This is a genomic window from Kitasatospora sp. NPDC051914, assembly GCF_040680995.1.
In the GTDB taxonomy this organism is placed as follows: domain Bacteria; phylum Actinomycetota; class Actinomycetes; order Streptomycetales; family Streptomycetaceae; genus Kitasatospora.
Genome location: NZ_JBFAXX010000001.1, coordinates 309,244 through 335,867, shown reverse-complemented (window position 1 = coordinate 335,867; position 26,624 = coordinate 309,244). Strand labels below are relative to the sequence as shown.

The 26,624-nt window shown below is 73.6% G+C and carries 23 protein-coding genes, 1 tRNA gene and 1 pseudogene; 13 read left to right on the top strand and 12 right to left on the bottom strand.

Annotated features, from left to right (window positions below; genetic code table 11):
* The first annotated feature begins 201 nt into the window (after positions 1–201).
* A complete protein-coding gene (locus tag AB0M03_RS01690) occupies positions 202–2,160 on the top strand; it encodes a transglycosylase domain-containing protein (RefSeq protein WP_363487200.1) in 1,959 nt (652 codons plus the stop codon).
* 72 nt (positions 2,161–2,232) lie between these two features.
* Here AB0M03_RS01690 and AB0M03_RS01685 read toward each other — a convergent pair whose 3' ends face one another.
* Complete coding sequence (locus AB0M03_RS01685; protein ID WP_363487395.1) at positions 2,233–3,510, bottom strand: hypothetical protein; 1,278 nt, start codon at positions 3,508–3,510, stop codon at positions 2,233–2,235.
* A 245-nt stretch (positions 3,511–3,755) separates the two neighbouring features.
* Here AB0M03_RS01685 and AB0M03_RS01680 point away from each other — a divergent pair, with 245 nt between their 5' ends.
* Entirely contained in the window at positions 3,756–4,181 is a 426-nt protein-coding gene (locus AB0M03_RS01680) for a DUF664 domain-containing protein (protein WP_363487198.1), read from the top strand.
* Between the two features lie 148 nt (positions 4,182–4,329).
* Positions 4,330–5,925, top strand: coding sequence for a M4 family metallopeptidase (locus AB0M03_RS01675; protein ID WP_363487196.1), 1,596 nt, complete (start codon positions 4,330–4,332; stop codon positions 5,923–5,925).
* Here the strand turns inward: AB0M03_RS01675 and AB0M03_RS01670 are convergent.
* Positions 5,859–6,512: a hypothetical protein gene (locus tag AB0M03_RS01670; protein WP_363487193.1), complete on the bottom strand. Its 654-nt coding sequence runs from the start codon at positions 6,510–6,512 to the stop codon at positions 5,859–5,861. The two genes, AB0M03_RS01675 and AB0M03_RS01670, sit on opposite strands and share 67 nt — an antisense overlap.
* A 165-nt stretch (positions 6,513–6,677) precedes the next feature.
* A complete protein-coding gene (locus AB0M03_RS01665; RefSeq protein WP_363487191.1) occupies positions 6,678–7,430 on the bottom strand; it encodes a hypothetical protein in 753 nt (250 codons plus the stop codon).
* A 153-nt stretch (positions 7,431–7,583) separates the two neighbouring features.
* Here AB0M03_RS01665 and AB0M03_RS01660 point away from each other — a divergent pair, with 153 nt between their 5' ends.
* From AB0M03_RS01660 to AB0M03_RS01650, 3 genes are all read left to right on the top strand, one after another.
* Positions 7,584–8,591, top strand: a complete 1,008-nt coding sequence (locus AB0M03_RS01660) for a helix-turn-helix domain-containing protein (protein WP_363487189.1) — start codon at positions 7,584–7,586, stop codon at positions 8,589–8,591.
* Positions 8,592–8,711: 120 nt separating this feature from the next.
* Positions 8,712–9,479 (top strand): MBL fold metallo-hydrolase, encoded by a 768-nt coding sequence (locus AB0M03_RS01655; RefSeq protein WP_363487187.1) that lies wholly within the window; start codon positions 8,712–8,714, stop codon positions 9,477–9,479.
* Positions 9,480–9,542: 63 nt separating this feature from the next.
* Positions 9,543–10,142, top strand: a complete 600-nt coding sequence (locus AB0M03_RS01650) for a hypothetical protein (protein ID WP_363487185.1) — start codon at positions 9,543–9,545, stop codon at positions 10,140–10,142.
* A 503-nt stretch (positions 10,143–10,645) separates the two neighbouring features.
* Here the strand turns inward: AB0M03_RS01650 and AB0M03_RS01645 are convergent.
* Positions 10,646–11,305 carry a GPP34 family phosphoprotein gene (locus AB0M03_RS01645; RefSeq protein WP_363487183.1) on the bottom strand — a complete coding sequence of 220 codons (660 nt, stop codon included), beginning with the start codon at positions 11,303–11,305 and terminating at the stop codon, positions 10,646–10,648.
* A 232-nt stretch (positions 11,306–11,537) separates the two neighbouring features.
* On the opposite strand from AB0M03_RS01645, the pseudogene AB0M03_RS01640 reads away from it, so the two are divergent.
* Positions 11,538–11,840: pseudogene (locus tag AB0M03_RS01640) on the top strand (MFS transporter); the annotation flags it as partial.
* A 64-nt stretch (positions 11,841–11,904) separates the two neighbouring features.
* Positions 11,905–12,849, top strand: coding sequence for an MFS transporter (locus AB0M03_RS01635; protein ID WP_363487181.1), 945 nt, complete (start codon positions 11,905–11,907; stop codon positions 12,847–12,849).
* Positions 12,850–12,878: 29 nt separating this feature from the next.
* Here the strand turns inward: AB0M03_RS01635 and AB0M03_RS01630 are convergent, their stop codons facing one another.
* Both AB0M03_RS01630 and AB0M03_RS01625 read right to left on the bottom strand, forming a co-directional pair.
* Positions 12,879–13,361, bottom strand: coding sequence for a hypothetical protein (locus AB0M03_RS01630; RefSeq protein ID WP_363487179.1), 483 nt, complete (start codon positions 13,359–13,361; stop codon positions 12,879–12,881).
* 128 nt (positions 13,362–13,489) lie between these two features.
* Positions 13,490–13,566: transfer RNA gene (locus tag AB0M03_RS01625), tRNA-Met, on the bottom strand.
* 121 nt (positions 13,567–13,687) lie between these two features.
* On the opposite strand from AB0M03_RS01625, the gene AB0M03_RS01620 reads away from it, so the two are divergent.
* The 3 genes from AB0M03_RS01620 (at position 13,688) to pntB (ending at position 19,890) form a co-directional block, all read left to right on the top strand.
* Positions 13,688–16,369 (top strand): SpoIIE family protein phosphatase, encoded by a 2,682-nt coding sequence (locus tag AB0M03_RS01620; protein ID WP_363487177.1) that lies wholly within the window; start codon positions 13,688–13,690, stop codon positions 16,367–16,369.
* A 500-nt stretch (positions 16,370–16,869) separates the two neighbouring features.
* Positions 16,870–18,429 (top strand): Re/Si-specific NAD(P)(+) transhydrogenase subunit alpha, encoded by a 1,560-nt coding sequence (locus tag AB0M03_RS01615; protein ID WP_363487175.1) that lies wholly within the window; start codon positions 16,870–16,872, stop codon positions 18,427–18,429.
* A gap of 3 nt (positions 18,430–18,432) precedes the next feature.
* Positions 18,433–19,890: a Re/Si-specific NAD(P)(+) transhydrogenase subunit beta gene (gene pntB / locus AB0M03_RS01610; protein WP_363487173.1), complete on the top strand. Its 1,458-nt coding sequence runs from the start codon at positions 18,433–18,435 to the stop codon at positions 19,888–19,890.
* 120 nt (positions 19,891–20,010) lie between these two features.
* On the opposite strand, the gene AB0M03_RS01605 is transcribed toward pntB, so the two are convergent.
* Complete coding sequence (locus tag AB0M03_RS01605; protein ID WP_363487171.1) at positions 20,011–20,994, bottom strand: cation diffusion facilitator family transporter; 984 nt, start codon at positions 20,992–20,994, stop codon at positions 20,011–20,013.
* 213 nt (positions 20,995–21,207) lie between these two features.
* Here AB0M03_RS01605 and AB0M03_RS01600 point away from each other — a divergent pair, with 213 nt between their 5' ends.
* Positions 21,208–21,513: a hypothetical protein gene (locus tag AB0M03_RS01600; protein WP_363487169.1), complete on the top strand. Its 306-nt coding sequence runs from the start codon at positions 21,208–21,210 to the stop codon at positions 21,511–21,513.
* A 75-nt stretch (positions 21,514–21,588) separates the two neighbouring features.
* On the opposite strand, the gene AB0M03_RS01595 is transcribed toward AB0M03_RS01600, so the two are convergent.
* Together AB0M03_RS01595 and AB0M03_RS01590 are read right to left on the bottom strand one after the other, a co-directional pair.
* Positions 21,589–22,593 (bottom strand): aldo/keto reductase family protein, encoded by a 1,005-nt coding sequence (locus AB0M03_RS01595; RefSeq protein ID WP_363487167.1) that lies wholly within the window; start codon positions 22,591–22,593, stop codon positions 21,589–21,591.
* Between the two features lie 110 nt (positions 22,594–22,703).
* Positions 22,704–23,033, bottom strand: a complete 330-nt coding sequence (locus AB0M03_RS01590) for a hypothetical protein (protein ID WP_363487166.1) — start codon at positions 23,031–23,033, stop codon at positions 22,704–22,706.
* A gap of 227 nt (positions 23,034–23,260) precedes the next feature.
* Between AB0M03_RS01590 and AB0M03_RS01585 the strand changes: the two genes are divergently transcribed.
* A complete protein-coding gene (locus tag AB0M03_RS01585; RefSeq protein WP_363487164.1) occupies positions 23,261–24,217 on the top strand; it encodes a TDT family transporter in 957 nt (318 codons plus the stop codon).
* Between the two features lie 48 nt (positions 24,218–24,265).
* On the opposite strand, the gene AB0M03_RS01580 is transcribed toward AB0M03_RS01585, so the two are convergent.
* From AB0M03_RS01580 to AB0M03_RS01570, 3 genes are all read right to left on the bottom strand, one after another.
* Positions 24,266–25,228, bottom strand: coding sequence for a DUF4396 domain-containing protein (locus AB0M03_RS01580; protein WP_363487162.1), 963 nt, complete (start codon positions 25,226–25,228; stop codon positions 24,266–24,268).
* Between the two features lie 205 nt (positions 25,229–25,433).
* Positions 25,434–25,724, bottom strand: a complete 291-nt coding sequence (locus tag AB0M03_RS01575) for a hypothetical protein (protein ID WP_363487160.1) — start codon at positions 25,722–25,724, stop codon at positions 25,434–25,436.
* A gap of 121 nt (positions 25,725–25,845) precedes the next feature.
* Entirely contained in the window at positions 25,846–26,601 is a 756-nt protein-coding gene (locus AB0M03_RS01570; RefSeq protein WP_363487158.1) for an alpha/beta hydrolase, read from the bottom strand.
* Positions 26,602–26,624: the final 23 nt, after the last annotated feature.

The following is a 26,624-nucleotide window of genomic DNA, read 5'->3' as shown; positions in this document are numbered from 1 at the left end:
CGCCGCACGCCGGTTCCCGCCGTGGCCATGACGAAGATCACGTGACGCCGTCCCGTGCCCGACGCGTCTGTACGGGCGGGGGGTGTCATCGGCGTCGACGGATCGGAGCGGAGTGTGCGTGAACCGGAGCAGGGCCGGAGCTTCACGGTGGAGCCGGGGAGACGGCCGCGGGCCGGCGGCCGGGCGGGCAGGGTCCGCAGGGTGTTACGTCGGCTGCTGCGGCTGCGGCCGGAGTACCCCCGGCGGGGTCGGCTCGGGGTGCGGCGCTGGGTGCCGTCCTGGCGGCAGTCGGTCGGGGTGCTGCTGGTCGCCTTCGCGGCGGTGGCGGGTGCGGCCTGCTGGCTGTACGTCCGCACGGACGTACCGGAGGACCTCAACTCCTTCGCCACCCAGCAGAACAACGTCTTCTACTGGGCGGACGGCACCGAGATGGCCCGCACCGGGTGGGTGAACCGGCAGGAGGTGCCGCTCGACCGGGTGCCGGAGCCGGTTCAGTGGGCGGTGCTCTCGGCGGAGAACGAGACCTTCTGGTCGGACGCCGGGGTCTCCCCCAAGGGCATCGCCCGGGCGCTGTGGGCCGCGGTCTCGGGCGGCGAGTCCCAGGGCGGGTCGACCATCACCCAGCAGTACGTCAAGAACATCTACCTGAACCAGCACCGGGACCTCTCCCGCAAGACCAGCGAGATCGTCATCGCGGTCAAGCTGGACCGCCGGCTGAGCAAGCGCGAGATCCTGGCCGGGTACCTGAACACCAGCTGGTTCGGCCGGGGCAGCTACGGCATCCAGCGGGCCGCCGCCGCGTACTACGGCAAGGACGTGTCGGCGCTGAACCCGAGCGAGGCCGCGTTCCTCGCCGCGCTGCTCAAGGGCGCGTCGCTGTACGACCCGGCGCTCGGCCCGGAGAACCGCCGCCGGGCGGTCGACCGGTGGTCCTGGATCCTGGACCGGATGGTGGAGACCGGGAAGATGTCCGCGGCCGAACGCGCCACCTACAAGGTCTTCCCCGACCCGGTGCCGCCGCCGGCCCCGCAGGGCCTCGCCGGCCAGACCGGCTACCTGGTGGATCTCGCCCAGAGCTACGTCGTCGGCCACTCCGGCATCACCCCCGCCCAGCTGGACCTGGGCGGCTACCAGATCCGCACCACCTTCGACCGGCAGCGGACGGCCGCGCTCACCGCCGCCGTCCGGAGTGCCGGCCCGGCCCTGGACCCGGCACGGGAGGCCGACCGCCATGTGCACATCGGCGCCGCCTCGGTCGCCGCGGACGGGCGGATCGTCGCGGTGTACGGCGGACCCGACTACCTGAAGCAGGGCTTCGACGACGCCAACACCTCCAACGTCCCGGTCGGCACGGCGTTCACCCCGTTCGTCTATGCGGCGGGGCTCGACCAGGGCGTCCGGAAGGGCCGGGAGGGCGTGCGGAGCCCGGTCAGCCCGGCGACGCGCTACGACGGCAACGACGGGGTGCCGGTGATGACCCCGGAGGGCCCGTACTGGGGCCGGGACGGGCGGATGGCGAAGACCGCCAACGACGGCCACCGGAGCTGGGGCAGCATCGGTCTGCGCACGGCCGTGGCGCAGTCGGTGAACGGCCCCCTGGTGCAGCTCGGCATGGACGTCGGCCTGGACCGGGTCCGGGCGACCGCGGTCTCCCTCGGGCTGCTGCCGGAGACCCTGGGCGACCTGGTGCCGTCGTTCTCCCTCGGCAACTCCCGGCCCAGCGCGATCCGCACGGCCGCCGCGTACGGCACCTTCGCGGCCGGGGGCATGCACACCGACCCGTACTCGGTGACCTCGGTGGCCCGGAACGGCAGCCCGGTCGTGCTGAGCCGGCCCGCCCCCGCCAGGGCGCTGCCGGAGCAGGTCGCCGACCAGGTCGACGACGCCCTCAGGGAGGCCGTCCGGGACGGCAGCGCCCGCGAGGCCGCCGCGGCGGGCCCCGGGGCCGCGGGCAAGCCGGGGACGACCGAGGACCGCACCGCGGGCTGGTTCGTCGGCTACCAGGGCCAGGTCGGCACCGCGGTCACGGTCTTCCGGATGGACCCGAAGAGCCTGGAGCTGTCCCCGCTGGACGGGATCGGCGGCGCCGCGGCCACCGACCCCGTCTCCGCCTGGCCGACGAAGATCTGGACCGCCTACAACCGGCGGCCCACCGGGTAACCGGAGCCGGGCGAGGGGCGCGGGGACCTGCGCAGTTCCCCCGCGCCCCGCACCGGCCGCGGCTCCGCGCCGCTACTTGACCAGGGCGGACCAGTCGGCGGGCTGGGCCGGGTCGAGGCCGCGCAGCCGTTCGAGCACCTTCGGGTCCTGGGCGTCGAGCCAGTCGGCGAGCTCGCGGAACGCGACGCACCGGACGCCCTCGCGCTTGCACACGCTCTTCACCACGTCCTCGATGGCCTGCATGTAGATGCCGCCGTTCCAGGTCTCGAAGTGGTTGCCTATGAACAGCGGTGCCCGGCTGCCGTTGTAGACCCGTTCGAAGCCGTTGAGGTAGCCGTCGCGGGTCTGCCGCTCCCACTCCGGGTACTTCCTCGGATCTCCCTCGGTGCTGTCCCCGGACTGGTTGGCCAGGAAGTTGAAGTCCATCGACAGGACCTGGACGGGCTTGCCCGGGTAGGGCACCAGCTGGAGCGGGAAGTTCCAGATCCCGTCCTTCTTGGCCGGCCAGACCTGGAACTCGCCGGGGGAGCTCGCGTCGTACCGGAAGCCGGCCGCCTTCTCGGCGGCGAGCAGGTTCTTCTGGCCCTCCAGGCAGGGGGCCCGGCCGCCCACCAGTTCGCGGGTGTAGTCGAAGGGCAGCGCCGGCGTGTTCTTCAGCCCGGTGTTGGTCTTCCAGTTGGTGACGAACGAGCGGGCCTGGTCCAGCTCGCTCTGCCACTCCGCGACGCTCCAGTCGCCGCCGCCCTTGGGGCCGCAGAAGTGGCCGTTGAAGTGCGTGCCGATCTCGTTCCCGTCCAGCCAGGCCTGGCGGACCTGTTCGAGGGTCGACCGGAGGTGGGCGTCGGTGGGGAAGGAGATGTCCGACACGCCGGCCGCGTGCTGGGGCGGGTGGTACAGCGAACGCTTGGACTTGGGCACCAGGTAGATGCCGCTCAGGAAGAACGTCATCCGGGCGTTGTTCTCCTTCGCGACCTGGCGGAAGTGGGAGAAGAGGCGGTCCTCGTTCTCCAGCGCACCGTCCCAGGAGAACACCACGAACTGCGGCGGCTTCTCGCCGGGTTTGAGCTTCTCGACGGGCGGCTGGTTCGGTTGCGGTCCGGTGTCGGACGTGGAGCCGTCACCGATCGTCCGGACGACGCCGTCCCAGGTAGGCGAGGCGGGTGGGGCCGGCCGGGCGGCGGTGGTCCCGGCCGCGTCGGGGCTCTTCCCGGGTGCTGCGGTGCCCGTGACGGCGGGCGAGGCGGTGTCCGCGGACGCCGGGTCGCCGCCGGAGCCGGGGATCAGGGCCACGGCGACGGCGCCGGCGACGCCGACCGCGAGAAGACCGAGCAGGCCGCGTGAGGTTCTCATCATCTGCCCCGTTTCGGTGGGAGGCAGCCGTGCAGTCCGGCTGCGGGTGCGTACTGGCGGTGGGAGCGCGGCGGTCGGTGTCCCGTACCGGGCCGGCCGACCGTCCCCCACCATCGAAAACGCTCCTGAGCAGCCGTCAGGTTGCCGACGAACCGTAAATGAACGGCCCGGTCGGCCTGCGCGGCCTGCCGACCGGCCCGCAAACCGCTCGACAGGCCGCAGCCCCGCATGGATCGTTCCGCCCGATGACTGCACGAACCGATGTTCCGGCAGCCCTGGACGAGCGCACCCAGCTCGTCACGTTCCTCGACTGCGCCCGCGCCACCGCGCGTGCCAAGTGCGAGGGGGTGTCCGCGGAGAACGCGCGGCGCGCCCCGCTGCCCGGCTCCCCGCTGATGACCCTCGCCGGCCTGGTCAACCACCTCCGGTGGGTCGAGCACTGGTGGCTCGAGGTGGTGTTCCTCGGCCGGGAGGACGAAGGCTCCTGGACCGAGGAGGACCCGGACCGCGAGATGCGGATCGCCGTCGACGTCCCGCACGGGCGTCCTAGGACGCACCCCCACCGCCGCCGGGGCCGCACAACACCGTTGTGCGGCCCCGGCGGCCTTTCGCGCTCCAACACCGTCCGGGCCTGCGCCACGCCCCGGCCCGCAGCACCCGCCCCGCCATGACGCTTGCTCAGTTCGGTCAGATTCGATCCGAATTGGTCACCTTTCAGGCTACGGAATGGTCAAATTCAATACTGTTTCGTAGAACTGTTTGTCTGTTCACGGCCAAGCTCTCAGTCGGCCACCCAGCAGCTACCGACTGGAGTACAGAGTGAGCCCCACCTCCTCTTCGCGTCGCCGTACCCTCGCGGCCGGCGCCCTCGCGGCGACCGCCGCGCTCGTCGCCGCCGGTGTGCAGGTCTCCACCGCAACCGCCGCCCCGGGCCGCGACGGCGCCGTCGCCCGCGCCGAGGCCAACGTCGCCCGCAACGCCGGACTCTTCGGCTTCGGCGCCGGGCAGGCCCTCCGGGTCAAGGACGTCGTCATCGACGCGGACGGCACCCAGCACGTCCGCTTCGACCGCACCTACCGGGGCCTGCCGGTGATCGGCGGCGACCTGGTCGTGCACCAGGACGCCCGCGGCCGGCTCAAGGACTCCTCGCGCGCCAAGGGCCACGACCCGGCCGTCCGGAGCACCGTCCCGAGCGTGCCCGCGCAGACCACCGCCGCCAAGGCCCTGGCCGCCGCACCCGGCATCTCCTCCGCGAAGTCCGAGCCCCGGCTGGTCGTCTGGGCCGCCGACGGCACCGCCCGGCTGGCCTGGGAGACCACCGTCAGCGGCCTGGGCAAGCAGGGCCAGCCCTCCGGGCGGGTCGTCGTCACCGACGCCACCACCGGCGAGGAGATCGAGCAGTTCGACGCCGAGCACGAGGCCTCCGGCACCGGCCGCTCCGAGTACACCGGCACCGTCACGATCGACACCACCCTGCAGTCCAACGGCACGTACGCGCTGATCGACCCCGTCCGCGGCCACACCACCAGGGACGCCCGCAACGTCTCGGCGAGCGGCCTGAAGGCGAGCTCCGGCACGCTCTTCACCGACACCGACAACATCTGGGGCGACGGCCGGAAGTTCTCCACCGACCGCGCCACCGCCGCCGTCGACGCACACGCCAACACCGCCTGGACGTACGACTACTACAAGAACACCTTCGGGCGGAACGGCATCAAGAACGACGGCCGGGGCGCCACCGTTTTCGTGCACGTCGGCACCAACTGGGACAACGCCCAGTGGTCCGACAGCTGCTTCTGCATGATGACCGGCGACGGCGACGGCACCATCGACCCCGAGCAGGTCGACCTCGACACCATGGGCCACGAGATGACCCACGGCGTCACCAGCGCCACCGCCAACCTCCGCTACGCCGGCGAGTCCGGCGGCCTCAACGAGGCGACCAGCGACATCTTCGGCACCATGGTCGAGTGGTACGCCCACAACAGCATCGACACCCCCGACTACCTGTTCAGCGACCAGTCGACCCCGCCGTGGCTGCGCCGCCTCGACAAGCCCTCGCTGGACGGCCGCTCGGCCGACTGCTGGAGCAAGAAGGTCGGCCAGCTCGACGTGCACAACTCCTCGGGCGTGGGCAACCACTGGTTCTTCCTCGCCAGTGAGGGCAGCGGCAGCCGGACGATCAACGGCATCACCTACAACAGCCCCACCTGCAACGGTTCCACGGTGACCGGCATCGGCAACCAGAAGGCCGCCGCGATCTGGTACCGGGCGCTGACCGTCTACATGACGTCCACCACCGACTACAAGGGCGCCCGCACCGCGACCCTGAACGCGGCCAAGGACCTCTACGGCGCCGGCAGTACCGAGTACAACGCGGCCGCAGCGGCCTGGAGCGCCGTCAGCGTCTCCTGACCCACCGGCACGGCCGCACCGGACCGGCGCCCGGCAGCCTCCCGCACCCCGGGGGCTGCCGGGCGTGCCGGTCGTGCGCGGAGGTCCGGATCGCCGCGGCGAAGGATCAGGCGAGCGGCGCCGGGGAGTCGGCGCCCGGGACGAGGAGCTGCGGGGCCGTCCGCCGGCACCGACCAGACGTCGTTCACCCCGTCCGGCCGCTGGAGGGCGTAGGCCACCGTCGCATCGTCCAGCCAGGCCGGCTGGTCGTCCACCGAACGCTGCTCGGGCAGCACCCGGACGGCGCCGCTCGCGAGGTCCATCACGGCCGGTCGCCAGCCCTTCACCGGGTCGCCGTCGACCGCCTGCTCGAAGGCGATCCGCCTGCCGTCCGGCGACAGCGACGGGCACTCCACGTTGTCGGCGACCGTCCGCACCGTAGGGGCCGCCAGATCGCCCTCGACCAGGTGGCGGCGGCCGCCGGTGGCGAGGGTGGCGTAGAAGCGGTTGTCGTCGGCGGTGAAGGTGACGCCCCAGTAGTTGACGTCGGCCGCACGGTAGGGACGGCCGTCACGCGTGATCGCGAAGTCCTCCAGGGTCTGCAGCACGGCGCCGCCGCGGGTGGCCTCAGCGGCCGAAAGCGTCCAGGTCGCCGGGCTCGCATGACCGCCGCCACCGGCGAGCCGTCGGCGCTTTCCGGGGGGACGTCCTGGATCGCGAGCCGGGACTTCTCCTCCTGGTCCCGGCCCGCCGGCCTGACCGCGGCAGTGGCATCACTGCTCGGCGCCGGTGTCCGTGCCGAGAGTGGCTGCCAGGGCCGCCGCCGAGGCCTCGTCCGCCGCCCATGCCGTGGTGTGCCACCGGCCGCGCCACTGCTCGACCAGGACCCGCTGGCGGTCGCCGTCGCGGGAGTACCGCTGGAGGCCGTCGGCGGTCGGCGGGCCGGAGGTGAAGTCCCGCCGCAGGACGTCCAGGAGGGCGGACGGCTCGGTGCCCTCGGGTGTGGCGAGCTGCGTGCCGTTCCGGTGCACCGGTGCGTCCCAGATCCGGGCGTGGACCAGGTCGGAGAAGCGGTCGGCGCACGGCCGCCAGGCCGCGGACGGCGTCACCTCGTCGAAGGAGATGACCACCGGCGGGTCCTCGGAGCCGTCGAGGCGGACGGCCATCACCCAGACGCCCTGGTTCTCGACCAGGAACGGCAGCAGGCCGAGCGCCCCGACCGGGTCGATCGGCCGCTCCTCCTGCTCCTCCACGTCGTCCGGCCAGTCCCCGTTGTCCTCGGGCCAGTAGTAGAACTCTTCGCGGCCCAGCCGGTCGGCGCCGTACACCGCGTCGCCGTTGCCGAACTTCCGCAGTACGTCGGCGCCCTGCGCCAGCGCGAACCACTCGCGCACCGAGGCCGGCACGGCGCGCCCGTGCACGGCTTCGAAGCGGTCCAGTGCCGCCGCGGCCTCCGCCGACACCTCCGGGTCCATCCCGGCCAGCGCCGCCGCGCGGCCGTGGAAGCGCAGCGTGTGTCCCGCCATCGTGCATGCCCCCTGCTCTGCGGGCAGCCCTCCTGCCCGTCGGTCCGGGTGACCCTAGTGGCCTGCGCCGACAGCAACGCACGGCAGGGTGTGGCCGTTTCTGACAGAACCTGGTCATTGCGGACGCGCAGGCAGGGCGGCGAGGATCGTGGCATGGCCGAACCGCGCAGAGTCGTCGTCGTCGCGTTCCCGGGCGTCGAGCTGTTGGACGTCACCGGGCCGACGGAGGTGTTCTCCGTCGCCACGCGTCTGCTCGGCCCCGACCGGCCCGGCTACCGGGTGGAGATCGCAGCGGCGGCGGCCGGGGAGCTCCGGACCTCCGCAGGCGTCCGGCTCGTCGCGGACGTGGCACTGGACGAGGCGGTCGACGGCGTCGACACCCTGCTGGTGGCGGGTGCGATGGACCTCTCCGCGGGCCGGGTCGAGGCGGTGGTCGACCCCGTCGTGACCGAGTGGCTCCCCCTGGCCGCCCCGCAGGCACGCCGGGTGGCCGGACTGTGCGCGGGCGCCCACCTGCTGGCGGCCGCCGGAGTGCTGGACGGCCTGCCGGCGACGACGCACTGGCTCACCGCCGGGCAGCTCGCCGCCGACCACCCGTCGGTCGACGTCGACCCGGACCCGATCTTCGTCCGCAGCGGGCGGGTGTGGACGTGCGCCGGAGTCACCGCGGTGCTGGACCTGGCGCTCGCCATGGTCGCCGAGGACCACGGTCAGGCACTGGCCCTCGAGGTGGCCCGGGCCCTGGTGATGTACGTCAAACGTCCCGGCGGGCAGAGCCAGTTCAGCGTCCCGCTGTCCCTCCAGGCACCGGCCGACGACCGCATCGACGCCCTGCGCCTGTGGATCCAGGACCACTTGGCGGAGGACCTGCCCGCCCAGGTCCTCCCCGACCGGCTGAACCTGAGCGTGCGGCACTTCTCCCGGCTGTTCCGCCGCCGCACCGGCCGTACCCCCGCCGACTACCTGGAAGCCGTCCGGCTGGAGGCCGCCCGGCGCCTGCTGGAGGAGAGCGACCGCAGCCTGCCGGCCATCGCCGCCGGCACCGGGCTCGGCTCCGTCGAGACCCTGCACCGCGTCTTCAGGAACCGGCTGGGCACCACGCCCGCCGAGTACCGCCGCCGCTTCCGCTCCCCCGACGCGACGGCTCCCCCGGCCGCCTGACCGTCCCCGTACACCTGTCCCCTTCGGGCAGGACGGCGCCCGCCCCGGGCCGCCGCCTGTCCGTCCCGCCCTGCCCGCACACGGGCGGGCACGCACACGCACGCTCGCAAGGGAGCCCCCATGTCACGCACCAAGGTCGTCGCGATCCCGGTCCTCGGCAGGCACGCCATCAACGCCTATCTGCTGCTGGGCCGCCGGCCGATCGTCGTGGACGCCGGCACGCCCGGGTCCGGTCGTCTGATCCGCGATGCCGTCGCCCGGCACGGCGTCGACCCCGCCGACATCGGACTGATCGTCATCACCCACGGCCACATCGACCACTTCGGGTCCGCCGCCGAACTCCACCGCCTCACCGGGGCGCCCGTCGCCGGCCACGTCGACGACCTCCAGCCGTTCCGCACGGGCCGGGTCCACGAGCCCTACCTGCCGACCGGGCCGATGGGCCGCCTGATGGACCGCGACCCCCGACTGCACGCCACCGCCGAACCGTTCGAGCCCGACGTCCTGGTCCGCGGCGAGACGGGCCTGCACGACTTCGGCGTCGACGCCCGCATCATGCCCACCCCCGGCCACACCGCCGGCTCGATCTCCGTCCTCACCGACGACGGTGACCTGGTGGCCGGCGACATGGTCGCCAACTCGTTCATGGGCCTGATCCCCGGACGCCCTGCCAACCCGCCCTTCCACGACGACCCGCAGCGCAACCTGGCCAGCCTGCGCGAAATGCTCGCGCTCGGGCCGACCAGGCTGCACGTCGGCCACGGCATCCCGCTCGACCCCGCGCGCGTCGCCGCCTGGGCCGCGACCGAGCAGCGCCGCCTGGACGCACTGGCAGCGGCCGGCCGCCTGCGCGTACGGACGGAGAGCCCCGGACCGCACACGTGCTGAGCACTCCCCATGGATGGGGAGGGGCCGGTTCCGCATCCGAGGGCGGCCTGTAGCCTGCCGGGCATGCTCGATCACATCCCGCCCCCGGTGGTGAAGGCCTCCCCGGTCCGCAGGACCGCGCGGATCGTGCTCGCCGTGCTCTGCGTCGCGGCGAGCATCGCCGCGACGGTCTGGCTCCAGGAGACCGCCGACCGGACCAGGTGGCTGGAGGGTGTTCAGCGCGCGCTGCGGCCCGAGGGCTTCGGGTTGTTCGCGTTCCAGCTGGCCGCCGTGGTCTCCGGTGTCGCGGCCCACGGCCTGGCCCACCTGGCGCAGCCCCGGCGGATCGCCGCGGCCTGGGGCGCGGCCGGTGTGCTGCTCGCCCACAGTGCCCTCGTCGCCGGAGCGGCCTGGCTGCTGGCCGGCGCCGCGCCCGAGCTGTCGCACGGTTCGAGCCGCTACGACAGCGGCGCCCTGTACCCGGCGTGGCTCACCTCCGTCCTGCTGCCGGCCGCCGTCACCGCCTGCATCGGCGGGCTCTTCCCCCGGCCCGTTCCCGAGAAGCCGACGACCCCCTTGACCGCTCTCAGGCCGGCCGCGGTCGCAACCGCGGTCGGCTGGGCCGTCGGCGGGATCATGCTCGTGCTGCTGCTGGTGATGATCCTCCTCCGCACCGTCCTCTGAGCCCGGCTCCGGGTCCGCCGTCGGCAGGCTCCCGTCCGCCGGGAGCGCCCGCAGGCGCAATTCGCGCCAACATCGGCGGTGGACGTGCAGCCGGATGCGGGTGGCCGCAGGTGACTGCAGGCAGCCGGGAAGGTGTCAATCCCGGACTCCTCCCGCGACATGCGGACGCTACATCGGAATCAACGGGGACAAGTGGATCCTCCGCTCCGGAGTTCCGGGCGCCGCGGGCCGAGAACGGCCGAGGATGCCATACCGCGGAACGCCGTGACCGGTGATTGACCGAAAGAGTGCGCGGGTCGGGTACACCGGCGCCGCCGCCTTGGCACGGCCGTCGCACGGCTGTCTACGATCGCCGCCGTGCGGTGCCGGGGCCGGCGGGGATTCCGGCCCCGGCACCGCGTGCCCCACGTGTCCCCACGTGCCCCTTGTCGTGCACCCACGACCTTTGACGACGCAGCACACGGTCGGCCGGCGACGACCCCGCCGCCGGGCGGCGGGTGCGGTCAGACCGCCCCGGCGGCGGTGGCCACCATGGCGGCCGCGACCGCCGCGTACATGGCTCCCACCGCGGCCCGGATGCTCTCGGCCACCCCGTGGCCCTCGGTGAACGCCTTCATCCGCGGCTCGACCTCCCGGCGCGGCACGCCGGGGAAGGCGATCCGGTGCAGCAGCCCCGCCTGGAGCAGGGCGATCAGCGCAGCGGTCCGGTCGTCGGCCTCCTCGCCGCGCAGCACGGCATCGGTCAGCCGCTCGCGGAGCTCGCGCTCGACCGAGCCGTCCACCTCCGGGTACCGCCTGACCGGGATGAGGCCGAGCACCTTGTGCTTCTCCTCGGTGACCAGGCCGCGCCGGCACAGGCTCTCCTCCGCGGCGCGGACGGAGGTGCGCTGGTCCTTCATCAGCCAGTCGCCGATCTTCGTCCTGCGCCGGCCCTCGGTCCACGCGGCGAGCGCGGCCAGTCGGCCGTCCAGCAGCTCGACCCCGGTCGGCCTGGTGTCGACCACCCGGACCTGGCCGTCGGCGAGGGTGACCCGCCCGGCGAACGCGAGCTCGAGGACGATGGCGCCCGAGAGCGGCAAGCCCAGCATGAGCCCGTCCTTCGCCTGGCCGGACTCGTCGTCCAGCGACAGCAGCATCATCTCTTCGGGCAGGGTCACAGCCACGCGCGGTTCTCCTCCGTGTGTTTCGTACAACCGATCGACGCTACCGCCCGCGCGATGGTTCCCGTCGAGCCGTGCCTGGTGGGGCAGCTGACGTCTCGTAAGGTGAGTCGTGTCCAGGGCGGGCTGGTGCGGGCCGGGAGCGTCGGGCGTGGCGGGAGCGGAGCGGTCCGGTGGCGGCGGCCAGGCGGGGCGGACCTGGGCCCCCCTGCTGGCGGTGTGCGCCGGGTACTTCATGGTGATCCTCGATGTGACGATCATCAATGTCGCGGTGCCGGTGGTCGGCCGGGAGCTGCACGCCTCGCTCACCGGCATCCAGTGGATCACCGACGGCTACACCCTGGTCTTCGCCGGACTGCTGCTCACCGGCGGGGCGCTCGGCGACCGTCTGGGCAACCGGCGGATCTTCTGCACCGGCGCGGCGGTGTTCACCGCGGCCTCGGCCGGCTGCGCGCTCGCCCCGAACACACCCGTCCTGGTGGCCGCCCGGCTGGTGGAGGGCCTCGGTGCGGCGCTGATCGTGCCCGGCTCGCTCGCCCTGCTCCAGCAGGCCTACCCGGCGCCGGACGCGCGCTCCCGCGCCTTCGGCCTGTGGGGGGGCGATGGCCGGCATCGCCGCCTCCGCCGGGCCGCTGCTGGGCGGGCTGCTGGTCTCCACCGTGGGCTGGCGGTGGGTCTTCCTGATCAACCTGCCCGTCGGGGCCGCCTGCATCGCACTGACCCTGCGCCATGTCGCCGCCTCGCCGCGCCGCCCCGACCGCCCGCTGGACCCGCCCGCGCAGGTCGCCGTCTTCGCGGCCGTCGCCCTGCTGATCGCGGCCCTCAACGAGGCCGGCCGGCGCGGCTGGACGGACCCGCTCGTCCTCGGGGCGGCGGCCATGTCGGTCGCCGCGGCCTGCGCCTTCGTGGCCCGCGAACACCGGGCCCGCTCCCCCGTCCTGCCGCTCGGCCTGCTCCGCTCGCGCGCCCTGAGCGGCGGCGCCGCCATCGGTCTGCTGTTCAACTTCGCCTTCTACGGCATGGTGTTCACCGCCAGCCTCTACTTCCAGCACCAGCGCGGCTACAGCGCGCTCGGCACCGGGGCCGCGCTCTTCCCGGCCGTGGCGATGACCATGTTCGCCTCGGCCCTGGCCGGCCGGCTGGCCCGGCGCACCGGGCACCGCCCTCTGGTCGTCTCCGGAATGCTCGTCGCGGCCGCCGGGGCGGCCGCCTGGGCCGCTGCCGGGACCGACCCCGCCTACGCCTTGCTGGTGGCCCCGATGATGGCGGCGGGCTTCGGCACGTCCTTCGCCCTCACCGGCGCGACCACCACCGTGATGGCGGCCGCCCCCACCGCATACGCGGGCACGGCGTCCGCCCTGTTCAACACCGCCCGCCAGATCGGCAGCGCCGCAGGAGTGGCGCTCGGCGGCACCTTCCTCGCCACCGCCGCCGACTACGGCGAAGGGGTGCGCATCAGCATGGCCGTCGGCACAGCGGCCTACCTCACGGCAGCCGTCCTGGCGCGCCTGTGCATCCCGGCCCCGTCGGAGCGACCCGCGGGCTAGCCGCTGATCCCGGAGCCGCCCGCCCGCGCTCAGGCTCCGGCCGGGCAGCTCTCGCAGCCGGCGCGGTGCGCGGTGCGCAGCGCTTCCATACGGTCCTGCAGCTCCCGCATCCGGGCGGCGTTGCGGTCGCTCGCGTACCCGGCGATGCCGCGCAGGGCGACCGGTTCGCCGTCGTAGCGGGTGAGCACCAGGGTGGTGACGGTGCCCAGGCCGGGCCCGGGGAGGGTCTGGGCGGAGACCGAGGCGATCGTGCACCACGGAGTGCGGTGGGTGCGTTCCATGCCGTGGCTGGCCACGCCGGTCTCGTCGAGCGTCACGCCGAGCCGGACGGCCCGCCAGGTCCACCAGGAGGCGGCGGCACCGATGACCAGGCCCAGCAGCCGCGTGCCCCACGGGCCCTCGACGACCATCCCGACGGCGATCACCAGGAACACGGCACCGCAGAGTGCCAGCACGGCACGCTGCCAGTGGCTGCGGAGGCGGATGGGGCCGGCGGGGCGGTCGGCGGTCATCCGGTGATCGTGTCAGCCTCCGTACCGACCGTCAACGGCCGCCCGCACGCACCCCGGTGCCCGGAGTCCTCCAGGGGGCCCGGCATGCGGAAAGGCCCGGCACCTGGAGGTACCGGGCCCTTCGCGATTGGTAGCGGGGACAGGATTTGAACCTGCGACCTCTGGGTTATGAGCCCAGCGAGCTACCGAGCTGCTCCACCCCGCGTCGGTGAACCCGACTCTACGGTACGGGTGGGGCCGGTGGGAAATCAGTTCTCCGCGGCGCACGCCCGCCGCATCTTCGCCACGCTTCGTGGTCGTCCACGGAGCGGTGTTAGAAAGGACCCATGGTCGAACGCGCCGACCGACCCCGAGGGGCCTCCAAGCAGTCACGGCTTGCGAGGAGTCCGCGGAGCGTCGCGGGCCAGATGTTCGCCGTGCAGGTGATCGTGGTGGTGCTCCTCGTCCTGGGGGCGATCCTGGCGCTGGTGCTGGAGTCCAGGCGGGCCAGTGAGACGGAGGCCCGCAACCGGTCGGTGGCGGTGGCGGAGTCGTTCGCGCACTCCCCGGGCCTCGTCGACACCCTGAAGTCGTCCTCGCCCTCGTCGGTGCTGCAGCCGCTCACGGAGGCGGCGCGCAAGGACGCGGGCGTCGACTTCATCGTGATCATGGACACCAACGGAATCCGTTACACGCACCCGCTGCCGGACCGGATCGGGCAGCGGTTCGTGGGGACGATCGAACCGTCCCTGGAGGGCCGCATCCACACGGAGAGCGTGCACGGCCCGCTGGGCGACGAGGTCCAGGCGGTCGTACCGGTCAAGGGGGCGGACGGTTCGGTGGTGGGCCTGGTGTCGGCCGGGCTCAAGGTCAAGAACGTCACCTCCGCCGGCAACAAGCAGGTGCCGATCATCCTGTTCACCGGCGCCGCCGCCCTCGCGGTGGCCACCACCGGCACCGCCCTCGCGGCCCGGCGGCTGAAGCGCCAGACCGGCGGTCTCGGCCCGGCCGAGATGACCCGCATGTACGAGCACCACAACGCGGTGCTGCACGCGGTGCGCGAGGGCGTGGTGATCATCGGACAGGACGGGCGGCTGGTCCTGGCGAACGACGAGGCGAAGGAGCTGCTGGGCCTGCCGCCCGACGCGGAGGGCCGGTACGTCTCCGACCTGGACCGGCTGGACCCGGACACGGCCGAGCTGCTGCAGTCGGGCCGGGTCGCCGCGGACGAGGTGCACCGGGCCGGCGGGCGGCTGCTCGTGGTGAACCAGCGGCCGACCGACCGCCACAGCGGCGCGATGGGGACGGTCGCGACGATCCGCGACTCGACCGAGCTGATGGCGGTCTCCGGCAAGGCCGAGGTGGCCAACAAGCGCCTCGCGCTGCTGTACGAGGCGGGCGTCGGGATCGGCTCGTCCCTGGACGTGGTGCGCACGGCCGAGGAACTGGCCCGGGTCGCCGTCCCGGGCCTCGCGGACTTCGTCACCGTCGACCTCGCCGACCCCGTCCTGCAGGGCAACGAGCCCGCCGGCGGCGGGATGGAGCTGCGCCGCGTCGCCGTCAGCGGGATCCACGAGGACCACCCCTTCTACCCCCGCGGCCGGCTGATCACCTTCATCCCGTCCACGCCGCAGGCCCAGGGCTTCGACAGCGGGGTGTCGCAGGTCGTGCCGGACCTGTCGGTGGCGGAGGGGTGGAAGGCGCAGGACCCGAAGTGGACCGGCGGGGTCCTCGACCACGGCGTCCACTCGCTGATCACCACGCCGCTGTCGGCCCGCGGCATCATCCTGGGCGTCGCCAACTTCTGGCGGTCGGAGAAGCCCGAGCCGTTCGACGACGAGGACCTGTCGCTGGCCGAGGAGCTCGTCGCACGGGCGGCGGTCAGCATCGACAACGCGCGCCGCTACACCCGGGAGCACGCCATGGCGGTGACCCTGCAGCGCAGCCTGCTGCCGAGGGCCCTGCCGGAGCAGAGCGCGCTGGAGGTCGCCCACCGATACCTCCCGGCGCAGTCCGGGGTCAGCGGCGACTGGTTCGACGTGATCCCGCTGCCCGGCAGCCGGGTCGCCCTGGTGGTGGGCGACGTCGTCGGCCACGGCCTGCACGCCGCGGCCACCATGGGCCGGCTCCGCACCGCCGTCCACAACTTCTCGGCCCTCGACATCCCGCCGGACGAACTGCTCGGGCACCTCGACGAACTCGTCGACCGCATCGACCAGGAGGAGAGCGACGACGGCACCGGGACGGGCGTCTCCGGCGCCACCTGCCTGTACGCCATCTACGACCCGGTCTCCCGGCTGTGCACCGTCAGCCGGGCCGGCCACCCCGCGCCCGCGCTGGTCCGCCCGGACGGCTGCGTCGACTTCCCGGACCTGCCGGTCGGCCCGCCGCTGGGCGCGGGCGGCGGCGGGCCCTTCGAGACCGCCGAGGTGCACCTGCCGGAAGGCACCCAGATCGTCCTCTACACCGACGGCCTGATCGAGGACCGCGCGCGGGACTTCGACGTCGGCATGGACCTGCTGCGCAACGCCCTCTCCCACGACCGGGAGCCCGAGGACAACTGCCGGGCCGTCCTCGAGTCCCTGCTGCCGGCCCGGCCGCAGGACGACGTGGCCCTGCTGATCGCCCGCACCCGGGTGATCGCCGCGGAGGACATCGCCGAACGGGACATCCCGTTCGACCCGGAGGCCGTCGCCGACCTGCGGGCCTGGACGACCTCGACGCTCGAGAAGTGGGACCTCGGCGACCTGTCCTTCGCCACCGAGCTGATCCTCAGCGAGCTCGCCACCAACGCCATCCGCTACGGCACCGAACCCGCCAGGGTGCGGCTGCTCCGGGACCGGGCGCTGATCTGCGAGGTCTCCGACGGCAGCAGCACCGCCCCGCACCTGCGGTACGCGGCCACGACGGACGAGGGCGGCCGCGGACTGTTCCTGGTGGCCCAGCTCACCACCCACTGGGGCACCCGCTACAACCCCCGGGGCAAGACCATCTGGGCCGAACAGGCCCTCCCCGCCCCGGAGCCCTGAGGCGATGGGCGTCCCTCGGGCGCTTTCCCGCCTGCGCGGGAGTTTGTCCTTCCGCGTGCAGCTTCGCGACGCGCCGGGGAGGCACCATGGACCGATCCCCGCCCCCGGGCCAGGATGGACGGATGACAGGTGCACACGGGCAAGGGAGCCGGACGGCCGGCGGCGGCACGCCCCGCCGGGCCGGGTGCCACCGCGGCGGGCGCCGAGCGCCGCAGCCGACACGGTGAGGTACGAGAACCGTCCGGCGCGGCACCCCGCCACGGGCGCCGTGCCACCCCCGCACCTGCGCCCGATCGGGCCGCATCGGGACGTTTCCGCAGGTGATAGCGGTGGTGCCGGACCTCACAGCCCCACACCTGCCTCAAGTGAGCAAGGTCACCGGGCGGCCCGTCGTCACAGCTCGTGGCACGGGTGTACGTTCCTGCGACCAAGGGGTGAGGCCTCCCCCGATTGCGTTCTGCCTGCCCACAGCTGCGCCTCCGACAAGGGAGTCACCTGCCATGCCTGCTGAAGAACCGGCCCAGCCCCCACCCCAGACCCTCGGTGTGGTGGCCGAGTCCGCCACCGGGGAGACGCGGGTCGCGGCGACACCGGCCACGGTGCGTCAGCTGCTCGCCCTGGGCTACGACGTCGTCGTCGAGTCGGGCGCCGGCTCGGCGTCGGGGTTCACCGACGACACCTACCTCGACGCGGGTGCCGCCATCGGCGACGCCTGGCAGGCGGACCTCGTGCTCAAGGTCAACGCCCCGTCCGCCGAGGAGATCGCCCGGCTGCGTGACGGCGCGACCCTGGTCGGCCTGATCGGCCCGGGCCAGAACCCCGAGCTGCTCGAGCGCCTCTCGGCGCGCCGGATCACGGTGCTCGCGCTCGACGCGGTGCCGCGGATCTCCCGGGCGCAGTCGATGGACGTGCTCAGCTCGATGGCGAACATCGCCGGCTACCGGGCCGTCATCGAGGCCGCGCACGTCTTCGGCAGGTTCTTCACCGGACAGGTCACCGCCGCGGGCAAGGTCCCGCCGGCGAAGGTCCTGGTCGCCGGTGCCGGCGTGGCCGGCCTCGCCGCGATCGGCGCGGCGAGCAGCCTGGGAGCGGTGGTCCGCGCCACCGACCCGCGGCCCGAGGTCGCCGACCAGGTGAAATCGCTGGGCGGTGAGTTCCTGCCGGTCGACGTCGAGCAGGAGCGCAGCACCGACGGCTACGCCAAGGCCACCTCGGCGGACTACGACCGGGCGGCCGCGGAGCTGTACAGCCGGCAGACCGCGGACGTGGACATCGTCATCACCACCGCGCTGATCCCGGGCCGTCCGGCGCCGCGGCTGATCACCGCCGAGCAGGTCGCCTCGATGAAGCCGGGCAGCGTGATCGTCGACATGGCGGCCGCCCAGGGCGGCAACGTGGAGGGCACCGTCGCCGGCCGCGTGGTCGTCACCGACAACGGCGTGACGCTGATCGGCTACACCGATCTCGCCTCCCGGCTGCCGGCCCAGGCCTCGCAGCTGTTCGGCACCAACCTCGTCAACCTGCTGAAGCTGCTCACGCCCGGCAAGGACGGCCGGCTGGTGATCGACTTCGAGGACGTGGTCCAGCGCTCGGTGACGATCGTCCGCGACGGCGAGCTGACCTGGCCGCCGCCGCCCGTCCAGGTGTCCGCGGCGCCCGCCGCCGCACCGGCCGCCGCACCGGCACCGGCCGCGCCCGAGAAGCCCAAGCTGTCCGTGGCGGCACGCTTCGGGCTGATCGGCCTCGGCATGCTGGCGCTGTTCCTGCTGATCGCCTTCGCCCCGGCGCAGCTGGCGGAGAACTTCACGGTGTTCACGCTGGCGGTGGTGATCGGCTACTACGTGATCGGCAAGGTGCACCACGCGCTGCACACCCCGCTGATGTCGGTCACCAATGCGATCTCCGGGATCGTCGTCATCGGCGCGCTGCTGCAGATCGGCCACGAGAGCGCGCTCGTCACCGTGCTGGCCTTCGTGGCGATCCTGCTGACGAGCGTGAACATCTTCGGAGGCTTCGCCGTCACCCGCCGCATGCTCGGCATGTTCTCGAAAGGCCGATGACCGATGACGTACACGACGGCCGCGCACGCCGCCGACCTCGTTGCCGCCCTCCTGTTCATCCTCAGCCTCGCCGGGCTCTCCCAGCACCGCACCTCGCGGGCCGGTGTGGCCTACGGCATCGCCGGCATGGCGCTGGCGCTCGTGGCCACCGCCGTGGTCGCGGCGCACGACGTGTCGGCGGCCGCGGTGTCCCTGATCGTGGTCGCCATGGCCGCCGGCGGCGCGGTCGGCCTGTGGCGGGCGCGCCGCGTCGAGATGACGCAGATGCCCGAGCTGATCGCCGTGCTGCACAGCTTCGTCGGCCTGGCCGCGGTGCTGGTGGGCTGGAACAGCTACCTGGAGGTGGAGCGGCACGGCGCGGCGCAGGCCCTGATCGGGTCGGACCTGCTGCGCATCCACCACGCGGAGGTGTTCATCGGGATCTTCATCGGTGCGGTCACCTTCACCGGCTCGATCGTCGCCTACCTGAAGCTGTCGGCGCGGATCAAGTCGAGCCCGCTGATGCTGCCGGGCAAGAACGCGCTCAACGTCGCGGCGCTGGTGGCGTTCGTGGCGCTGACGGTGTGGTTCACGATCAGCCCGAGCCTCGGCCTGATGATCGCGGTGACGCTGCTGGCGCTGCTCCTGGGCTGGCACCTGGTCGCCTCGATCGGCGGCGGCGACATGCCGGTGGTGGTCTCCATGCTGAACAGCTACTCGGGCTGGGCCGCGGCCGCGGCCGGCTTCCTGCTGAACAACAACCTGCTCATCGTCACGGGTGCGCTGGTGGGCTCCTCCGGTGCCTACCTGTCGTACATCATGTGCAAGGCGATGAACCGGTCCTTCATCTCCGTCATCGCCGGCGGCTTCGGCATCGAGGCGCCCGCCGCGCAGGACGCGGAGCAGGGCGAGCACCGGGAGACCAGCGCCCACGAGACGGCCCGGATGCTGGCCGACGCCACCTCGGTGGTCATCACGCCCGGCTACGGCATGGCGGTGGCCCAGGCCCAGCACCCGGTCGCCGAGCTGACCCGGGTGCTGCGCGAGCGCGGTGTGGAGGTCCGCTTCGGCGTGCACCCGGTGGCGGGCCGCCTGCCCGGCCACATGAACGTGCTGCTCGCCGAGGCGCGGGTGCCGTACGACATCGTGCTGGAGATGGACGAGATCAACGACGACTTCACCGACACCTCGGTGGTCCTCGTGATCGGTGCGAACGACACCGTCAACCCGGCGGCGACGGAGGACCCGGCGAGCCCGATCGCGGGCATGCCCGTGCTGCGGGTGTGGGAGGCCGGTCATGTGATCGTCTTCAAGCGGTCCATGGCGTCCGGCTACGCGGGCGTGCAGAACCCGCTGTTCTTCCGCGAGAACAGCAGCATGCTGTTCGGCGACGCCAAGCAGACCGTCGAGAGCATCCTGCAGGCCCTGCAGGCGGAGGCGCCCCAGGCCCCGGCCGAACGGCGCACCACCGCCGTCGCCTGACGGCCGCCGGCTGCCACCGGTCGCCGTGCAGGTGGGCGCAGTACCCGCGAGGCGGGAGGAACAGCACCGTTCCTCCCGCCTCGCGCGGTTTCCGGCACCCACGGCGCCCCGGCCGGCCGGTCAGCCGGTCAGCCGGTCTGCCACCTGCCCGGGTGTCGGGTCCAGGTAGACGCGGACCACGGCGGGGTGGGCCGCGCGGATCGCCCGCTCGGCCTCCTCGCACGCGAGCTCCACGTCCCGCGCGGTGGCCGGCTCCCGGAACGCCACCTTGGCCGCGACCAGGACGTCCTGCGGGCCGCTGACCAGGGTGACCAGCTCGACCACCTGCCCGACCTGCGGCTGCTCCCGCAGGGTGGCGGAGATCCGGTCCTCGGCGGTCTGCGGCAGGGCCCGGCCGATCAGCAGCGAGGCGTTGGCCCGGGCCAGCACCACGGCCACCCAGGCCAGCAGGACGCCGATCAGCAGCGAGGCCGCGCCGTCCCACGCCGGGTCGCCGGTCAGTTCGGTGCCGAGCACGCCGCCGAAGGCCAGCGCCAGGCCGATCAGCGCGGCGACGTCCTCCAGGAAGACGGCCTTGACCGCGGTGTCGGGGGTGCGCCGCAGGTACCGGCCGCCGGACACCCCCAGCCGGCCCGCCTCGCCGCGGACCTGGCGGACCGTCCGCGCCAGCGCCAGCGACTCCAGCAGGAAGGCGACGGCCAGCACCAGGTACGAGGCCAGCGGGCTGCCCAGGTCCTCACCGTGCAGGAGGGTCTGCACCCCGTCGGTGACGGAGAAGACGGCTCCGCCGATGAAGGTCGCGAACGAGGCGAGCAGCGCCCAGACGTACCGCTCCCGCCCGTAGCCGAAGGGGTGGGCGTCGTCGGCGGGCCGGGAGCTGCGCTTGAGGCTCAGGAAGAGCAGCACCTCGGTGACGGTGTCGGCGAGCGAGTGCGCGGCCTCGGACAGCATCGCGCCGGAGCCGCTCACCAGCCCCGCGACCGCCTTGGCGACGGCGACACCGAGGTTGCACAGCCCGGCGACGACCACGGTGACGGTGCTCTCGGCGTTCCCGCCGGACTGCGGTACACCGGCCTCCACGGGCTGGTCGGTTCGGAGGTCCACAGCAGGAGTCTGTCCCGCCCGGCGGAATGTGCACCCCCGTCCGCACCGCCGTCCGCGCCGTCGGGTGTCCGCCGTCGGCGGTAACTCCGGCGTGGGGCGCGGGGGCGGGACCGTCCGGGTGGAAACGATCGGAGTCGGCGCGGATCTGCCCGTCGCCTCCGGCCGGCGGCACCGCCGACGGTCCTCACGACGCTTCCCACCGAGGGAGAAGCCATGATCAAGACAGTTGCCGTCACCGCCCTGGCCGCCGTCGCCCTGGTGCCGACCGCGCCGGCCGCCGCAGCCGCGGGCCAGCCGGCGCCCCGTGCGGCGGCGACCTGCGCGGACATCGCCCAGATGGGCCTCCAGCAGGCCGTCGCCGCCCTCCAGGTCGGGATCCAGGACGTGTCGGCGCTCGCTCCGGTGCAGGACCTCCCCTGTCTCGCCGACGCAGGCACCGCGGACGACCTGTTGGCCGGGCTACTGGACGGTCTTCCGGCCGGCCCCGCCCCCGACCCGCTGCCGCACATCGCGGTCTGACCGCACCGGCACCACGGGGCCGACGGCGCAGGGCCCGCCCGCGCCGTCGGCCCGGCCCGGTCGGGGGCGGGCCGGTCAGGGACGGCCCGTCGGGGAGCGGTCGGCCGTCAGGGCCGGGTCGGTCGTGGCGACCGGGGCCAGGATCTCGTCCATGGCCTCGAGCAGGCCGGGGTCCAGCCGGACACCGGCCGCGGCGGCGTTCTCCGCGACCTGCTCGGGGCGGGAGGCACCGATGATCGCGGCGGCGACGTTCCGGTTCTGCAGCACCCACGCCACGGCGAGCTGGGCCATGCTGAGCCCGGCCCCCTCCGCCAGCGGGCGCAGCCGCTGGACGCGCTCCAGGACGTCCGGCCGCATCCACCGGGCGACGTAGTCCGCGCCGCCCTTCTCGTCGGTGGCCCGGGAGCCGGACGGCGGCTCGACACCCGGCAGGTACTTCCCGGTGAGCACGCCCTGGGCGACCGGCGACCAGACCACCTGGCCGATGCCGAGCTCCTCGCACACCGGCACCACCTCGGCCTCGATCACCCGCCACAGGGCGCTGTACTGCGGCTGGCTGGAGACGAACGGCACCCGCAGCTCGCGCGCGAGCGCGTGCGCGTCGCGGATCTGGTCCGCCGTCCACTCGGAGACGCCGATGTACAGGGCCTTGCCGGCGCGCACCACGTCGGCGAAGGCCTCCATGGTCTCCTCGAGCGGCGTGGAGTGGTCGTAGCGGTGCGCCTGGTACACGTCGACGTAGTGGGTCTGCAGGCGGCGCAGCGACCCGTCGACGGCCTCCAGGACGTGCTTGCGGCCCAGCCCGCTGTCGTTGCGGCCGGGCCCGGTGGGCCAGTACACCTTGGTGAGGATCTCGACGCCCTCCCGGCGCTCGCCCTTCAGGGCGCGGCCGAGCACGGACTCGGCCCGGGTCTCGGCGTACACGTCCGCGGTGTCGAAGGTGGTGACGCCGGCGTCGAGGGCTGCGCGGATGCAGGCCACGGCGGTCTCCTCGGCCACCTGCGAGCCGTGGGTGAGCCAGTTGCCGTAGGCGATCTCGCTGACGACCAGGCCGCTGCGGCCCAGGTGGCGGAACTCCATGGTGCAGGTCCTCTCCGCGGGGGCTACCAGCTCCGATCATGCCCCGGGGCGGCGGGCACGGCGCAGCGGCGTGCGGAGGGCCGGGCCTGCGGGGCGCGCCGCGCCCCCGGTCAGGTGCCCGGGAACATGTAGTCCTCCTTGATCCGTCCGTCGGCGTCGAGGACGAGCACCTCGGTGCCGCCGCCCACGACCTCGCCGGTCGCGGCGGAGAGCGTGTCCCAGCCGAACCTGACCAAACCGCCGAGCCGTACGGCGTCGGGGCGGGCCCGGAAGGTGAGGCCCTCCTTCGCGACGAAGCGCTCGTGGCTCCGGGCTACGCGGATCTCGACGGCGTCGTACCCCCGGGCCTCCAGGGTGCTGTGGTCGAAGCCGAGCCCGGCGGCGATCGTCCGGATCTCGGCGGGCGGCTGGAGGACGTGCCTGCCGTCCGCGGCCCACAACCGTTCGACCGCTGCACGGCGTGCGTCGCCGTCGGGCGCGGCACGACAATTCCCTGCGGGGTATGGCGGGGGCGGAAGGGGGCTCGGCCGGGCAGGTGACGGTCCGGCAGGTGCGGCGGCGCCGACCGGTCGGCCCCGACGGGTGCGCGTTAGCCTGCCCGGTGGGCGTGGCTGCCGTCCTGCGCCGGGCGGGACCGCGAGGCCGCCGGACCGCGCCCGGGAGAACCGTGCTGACCCCGAACCTGTTCGGCATCTGCTTCGGCCTGGCGGCACTGGCGGGCACCTGGCACCAGGCCGCGGCGCTCGGGTCGGCGCCGGCCGTGGTCGGCGATGCGGTGCTGGCCCTCGCGGCCGCCGTGTGGCTGGTGCTGCTGATCGGGTACCCGGCCCAGGTCGCCCGGCGGCCCGGCGGCTGGCGGGCCGAGTTCCACGACCGCGGCCTCGGCCCGTTCGTCTCGCTGGCCCCGATCACCGGCATGCTGCTGGCGGTCGGTCTGCACCGGCACGCCCCGGGAGCGGCGGACTGGCTCTTCGGCGTCTGCGCGGCCGCCACCGCGGTGGCCGCGCTGGCGCTCACCGGCCAGTGGCAGTACGGGGAGCTCGAACCGGACACCTTCCATCCCGGCTACCTCCTGCCGACCGTGGCCGGTGGTCTGGTGGCGGCGCAGGGACTGGCGGAGCTCGGGTGGCCGGGGCCTGCGGCCGCCGCCTTCGGGGTCGGGGCGGTGTCGTGGGTGCTGCTGGCACCGCCGCTGCTGGCCAGGATGCTCTTCCGGCCGCCGCTGCACCCGATGCTGTTCCCCACCACGGCCATCGAGGCCGCGCCGCCGGCCGTGGCGGGCAGTGCCTACCTGGTCATGACGGGCGGACGGTTCGACGTCCTGAGCTGGAGCCTGCTCGGCTGCACGGTGCTGGCGGTGCTGGTCCAGGCACGGATGTTCGGCGCCTACCGGGCCGCCCCGTTCGGACCGCCCTGGTGGTCCGTCACCTTCACCTCGTCGGCGGTGGCCGGACTGGCGCTGCGCTGGCTGTTCGGATTCCGGCCGGCCGGCTTCCGGGAGTACTCGTACCTGGTGCTCGCGGCGGCCTCGCTCCTGGTCGGTGCCGTGGCGGCGGCCACCGTGGTGGCCCTGTGCCGGGGCAGCTTCCTGATGCGGCCCGCGGAGGCGGCCACCGGGGTGTGAGGCGCCGCCACGCGGGCGGTGGGCCGCCCGGGGCGGCACGGCCGGCCGTCAGCCCAGGTGTCCGAAGATGCCGGCGAGCAGCACTCCCGAGGCGAGGAAGACCAGGGTCAGCACGGCCACGGCGGTGACCTGCTCGCGCGTCACCTCGCCCCGGTGCATGGCGGCCGCCGTGCCGGACGGCGCGCCGTCCCCGGCGTTCGGCGCGCCCGCCGGCGCCGGGTCGTGGCCGGACGGCGGGCCGTGCCCTGCGGCGGAGTGCTGCACCGCGGCCGGGCCGTGGGCGGGTGCCGGTGCGGGGATCGGCTCCCCGCCCTCGCCGAGGACGCGCACCGTGCCCATCCCGTGCTTCAGGTGGTTGGCGACCAGCCACACGTTGACCGGGTAGGCGCAGGCGAGCCCGGCCCCCACGGCGAGCGAGAACAGGGCCCAGAACCGTACGTCGGCCACGTCGTCGGCCCCCGGCACATGGCTGCGGACGATGACGATCACGGCCACCATGGCGCCCATCACGCAGTTCATCGACAGCCACTCGGCGACCACGGTCGAACGCACGGCCTTGAGGTAGTCGCCGCCGAGCATGTCGCGCATGAAGAGCGCCTGGAAGACCAGCAGGCCGAACCCGAAGCCCAGGGCGTACTCGAGCAGGCTGTCCGCCCACGGGGGAAGCCCGATCAGCGAGGCCAGCACGGCGGCGACCATGATGCCGGTGGCGTCGCCCGCGACGCAGTGGACGGTGGACCCGAACGCCTGCTTCCACAGGGGCGCCACGAAGCGCTCGTGGGTGCCCGGCCGCGGCTCCTTGCAGGACAGCACGTAGAAGGCGGCGCCGACCGGGCCGATGTACAGCGTCACCAGCACCCAGCCCCACTTCATCACGGTCAGTTCCGGGTTGGCGGTGAACGCGTCGTGGGCCACGTAGGCCGCGGACAGCAGAACGAGCACGAGCCAGGCGTACATCAGGGCTTCCGCCGTGCTGCCGCCCACTCCGCCGGTCGTCGCCAGGTGGTCCACCGCGTGCCTCCGCCTCCCGGTCGGTTCGGGGGATCGCTGCCCGAAGGCGGCCATCGTGCCCGTCGGGGCGCCTTCCGGCCCGCCCGGCGCACCCGGGACTCGACCGGTCGGCGGTGCGGCCTCACCCGTTCGGCGACCCGGAACCGGGTAGGGTCCGGGTACGGGGGCGCGGCGGCGCGCCCCCGTACCGACGGGTCGTCAGCCGCTATGCGAGCAGGGCGCGCACGGCCCGGCAGGTGATGGCGGACGGCCGGTGGATGCCGAGACGGACGGCGAGCGCACGGATGCGGCGGTTGGTGGCGTGCTGGGGCAGGTACACCCCGGAGTCCAGCAGGACGACGGCCAGGCGCATGGCCTTCAGCCGGCGGTTGTGGTCGACGTACCACTCACGGGGCATCCCGGGCGGCAGGGGTCGGACGGCGGGCGGGCCGGACCGGCGGACGGTCCGGGCTCCTCGGGCAGTGGGCGTGCGGCGGGTGGACAGGGCAGCGGACATCGACGACCTCCTGGTGCGGTGGTTGGGGGCGCTCGCTGACAAATCCCATATTAGGCGGGGGTACTGACAATCCGACGGGCTGCCGCCGGGGCCCGGCCGTGCCCCGGCGGCGGCGGTTCGGTCAGGCCCGCAGGAAAGCCTCCAGGGCGGTCGCGAACGCCACCGGGACCTCGTACATCGGGTAGTGCCCGCTGTTGGCGAGCACGGTGAGCTCGGCGTTCGGGTAGTGGGTGAGCCAGGTGCCGTGCATCACCTCGGCGGAGAGCGCCGGGTCGTGCTCGCCGACGAAGACGCCGACCGGCAGCGTGCTGCCCGCCACCTTCGCGGCGAAGTCCTGGGTGGTCCACTCCCCCAGGTAGCCGGCGAAGGCCTCCGGCCGGGAGCCGGTCACCGAACGGGCGGTCATCCGGTCCAGCCAGCGGCCGCAGGCTCGGTTGCCGGTGACCATGTCGAGGATGGCCCTGCGGTTGGCCGGATACTGCACGGCGCCGTGGAACAGGTCGTACGCGTCGCCCTCCAGGGGGAAGGCGCTCGCCGGGACGGGCGCCACGCCGGCCAGCTTGCGCACCCGGGTCGGCGCCTCGGCGAGGATCCGCTGGGCCGCCTTGCCGCCCATCGAGTGCCCGACCAGCGAGAAGGTGTCCCAGCCGAGCTCGTCCGCCAGCCGCAGCGCATCGGCGGCGATCTCGGCGAGCGTGAACTCGCCGTCCACCGCGATCCGTTCGCCGTACCCGCGGTAGTCGAGGAAGGCGTAGCCGAACTCGTCCGGCTCCAGGATGTCGAGGAACGCGCCCCAGCCCGCGCTGCTGCCGAACCAGTCGTGCAGCACGAGGACCTTGTGCGGACCGTTTCCGACGGTTCGGTGACCGATAGCCATCGCATGCTCCCTCTGTGTGATGA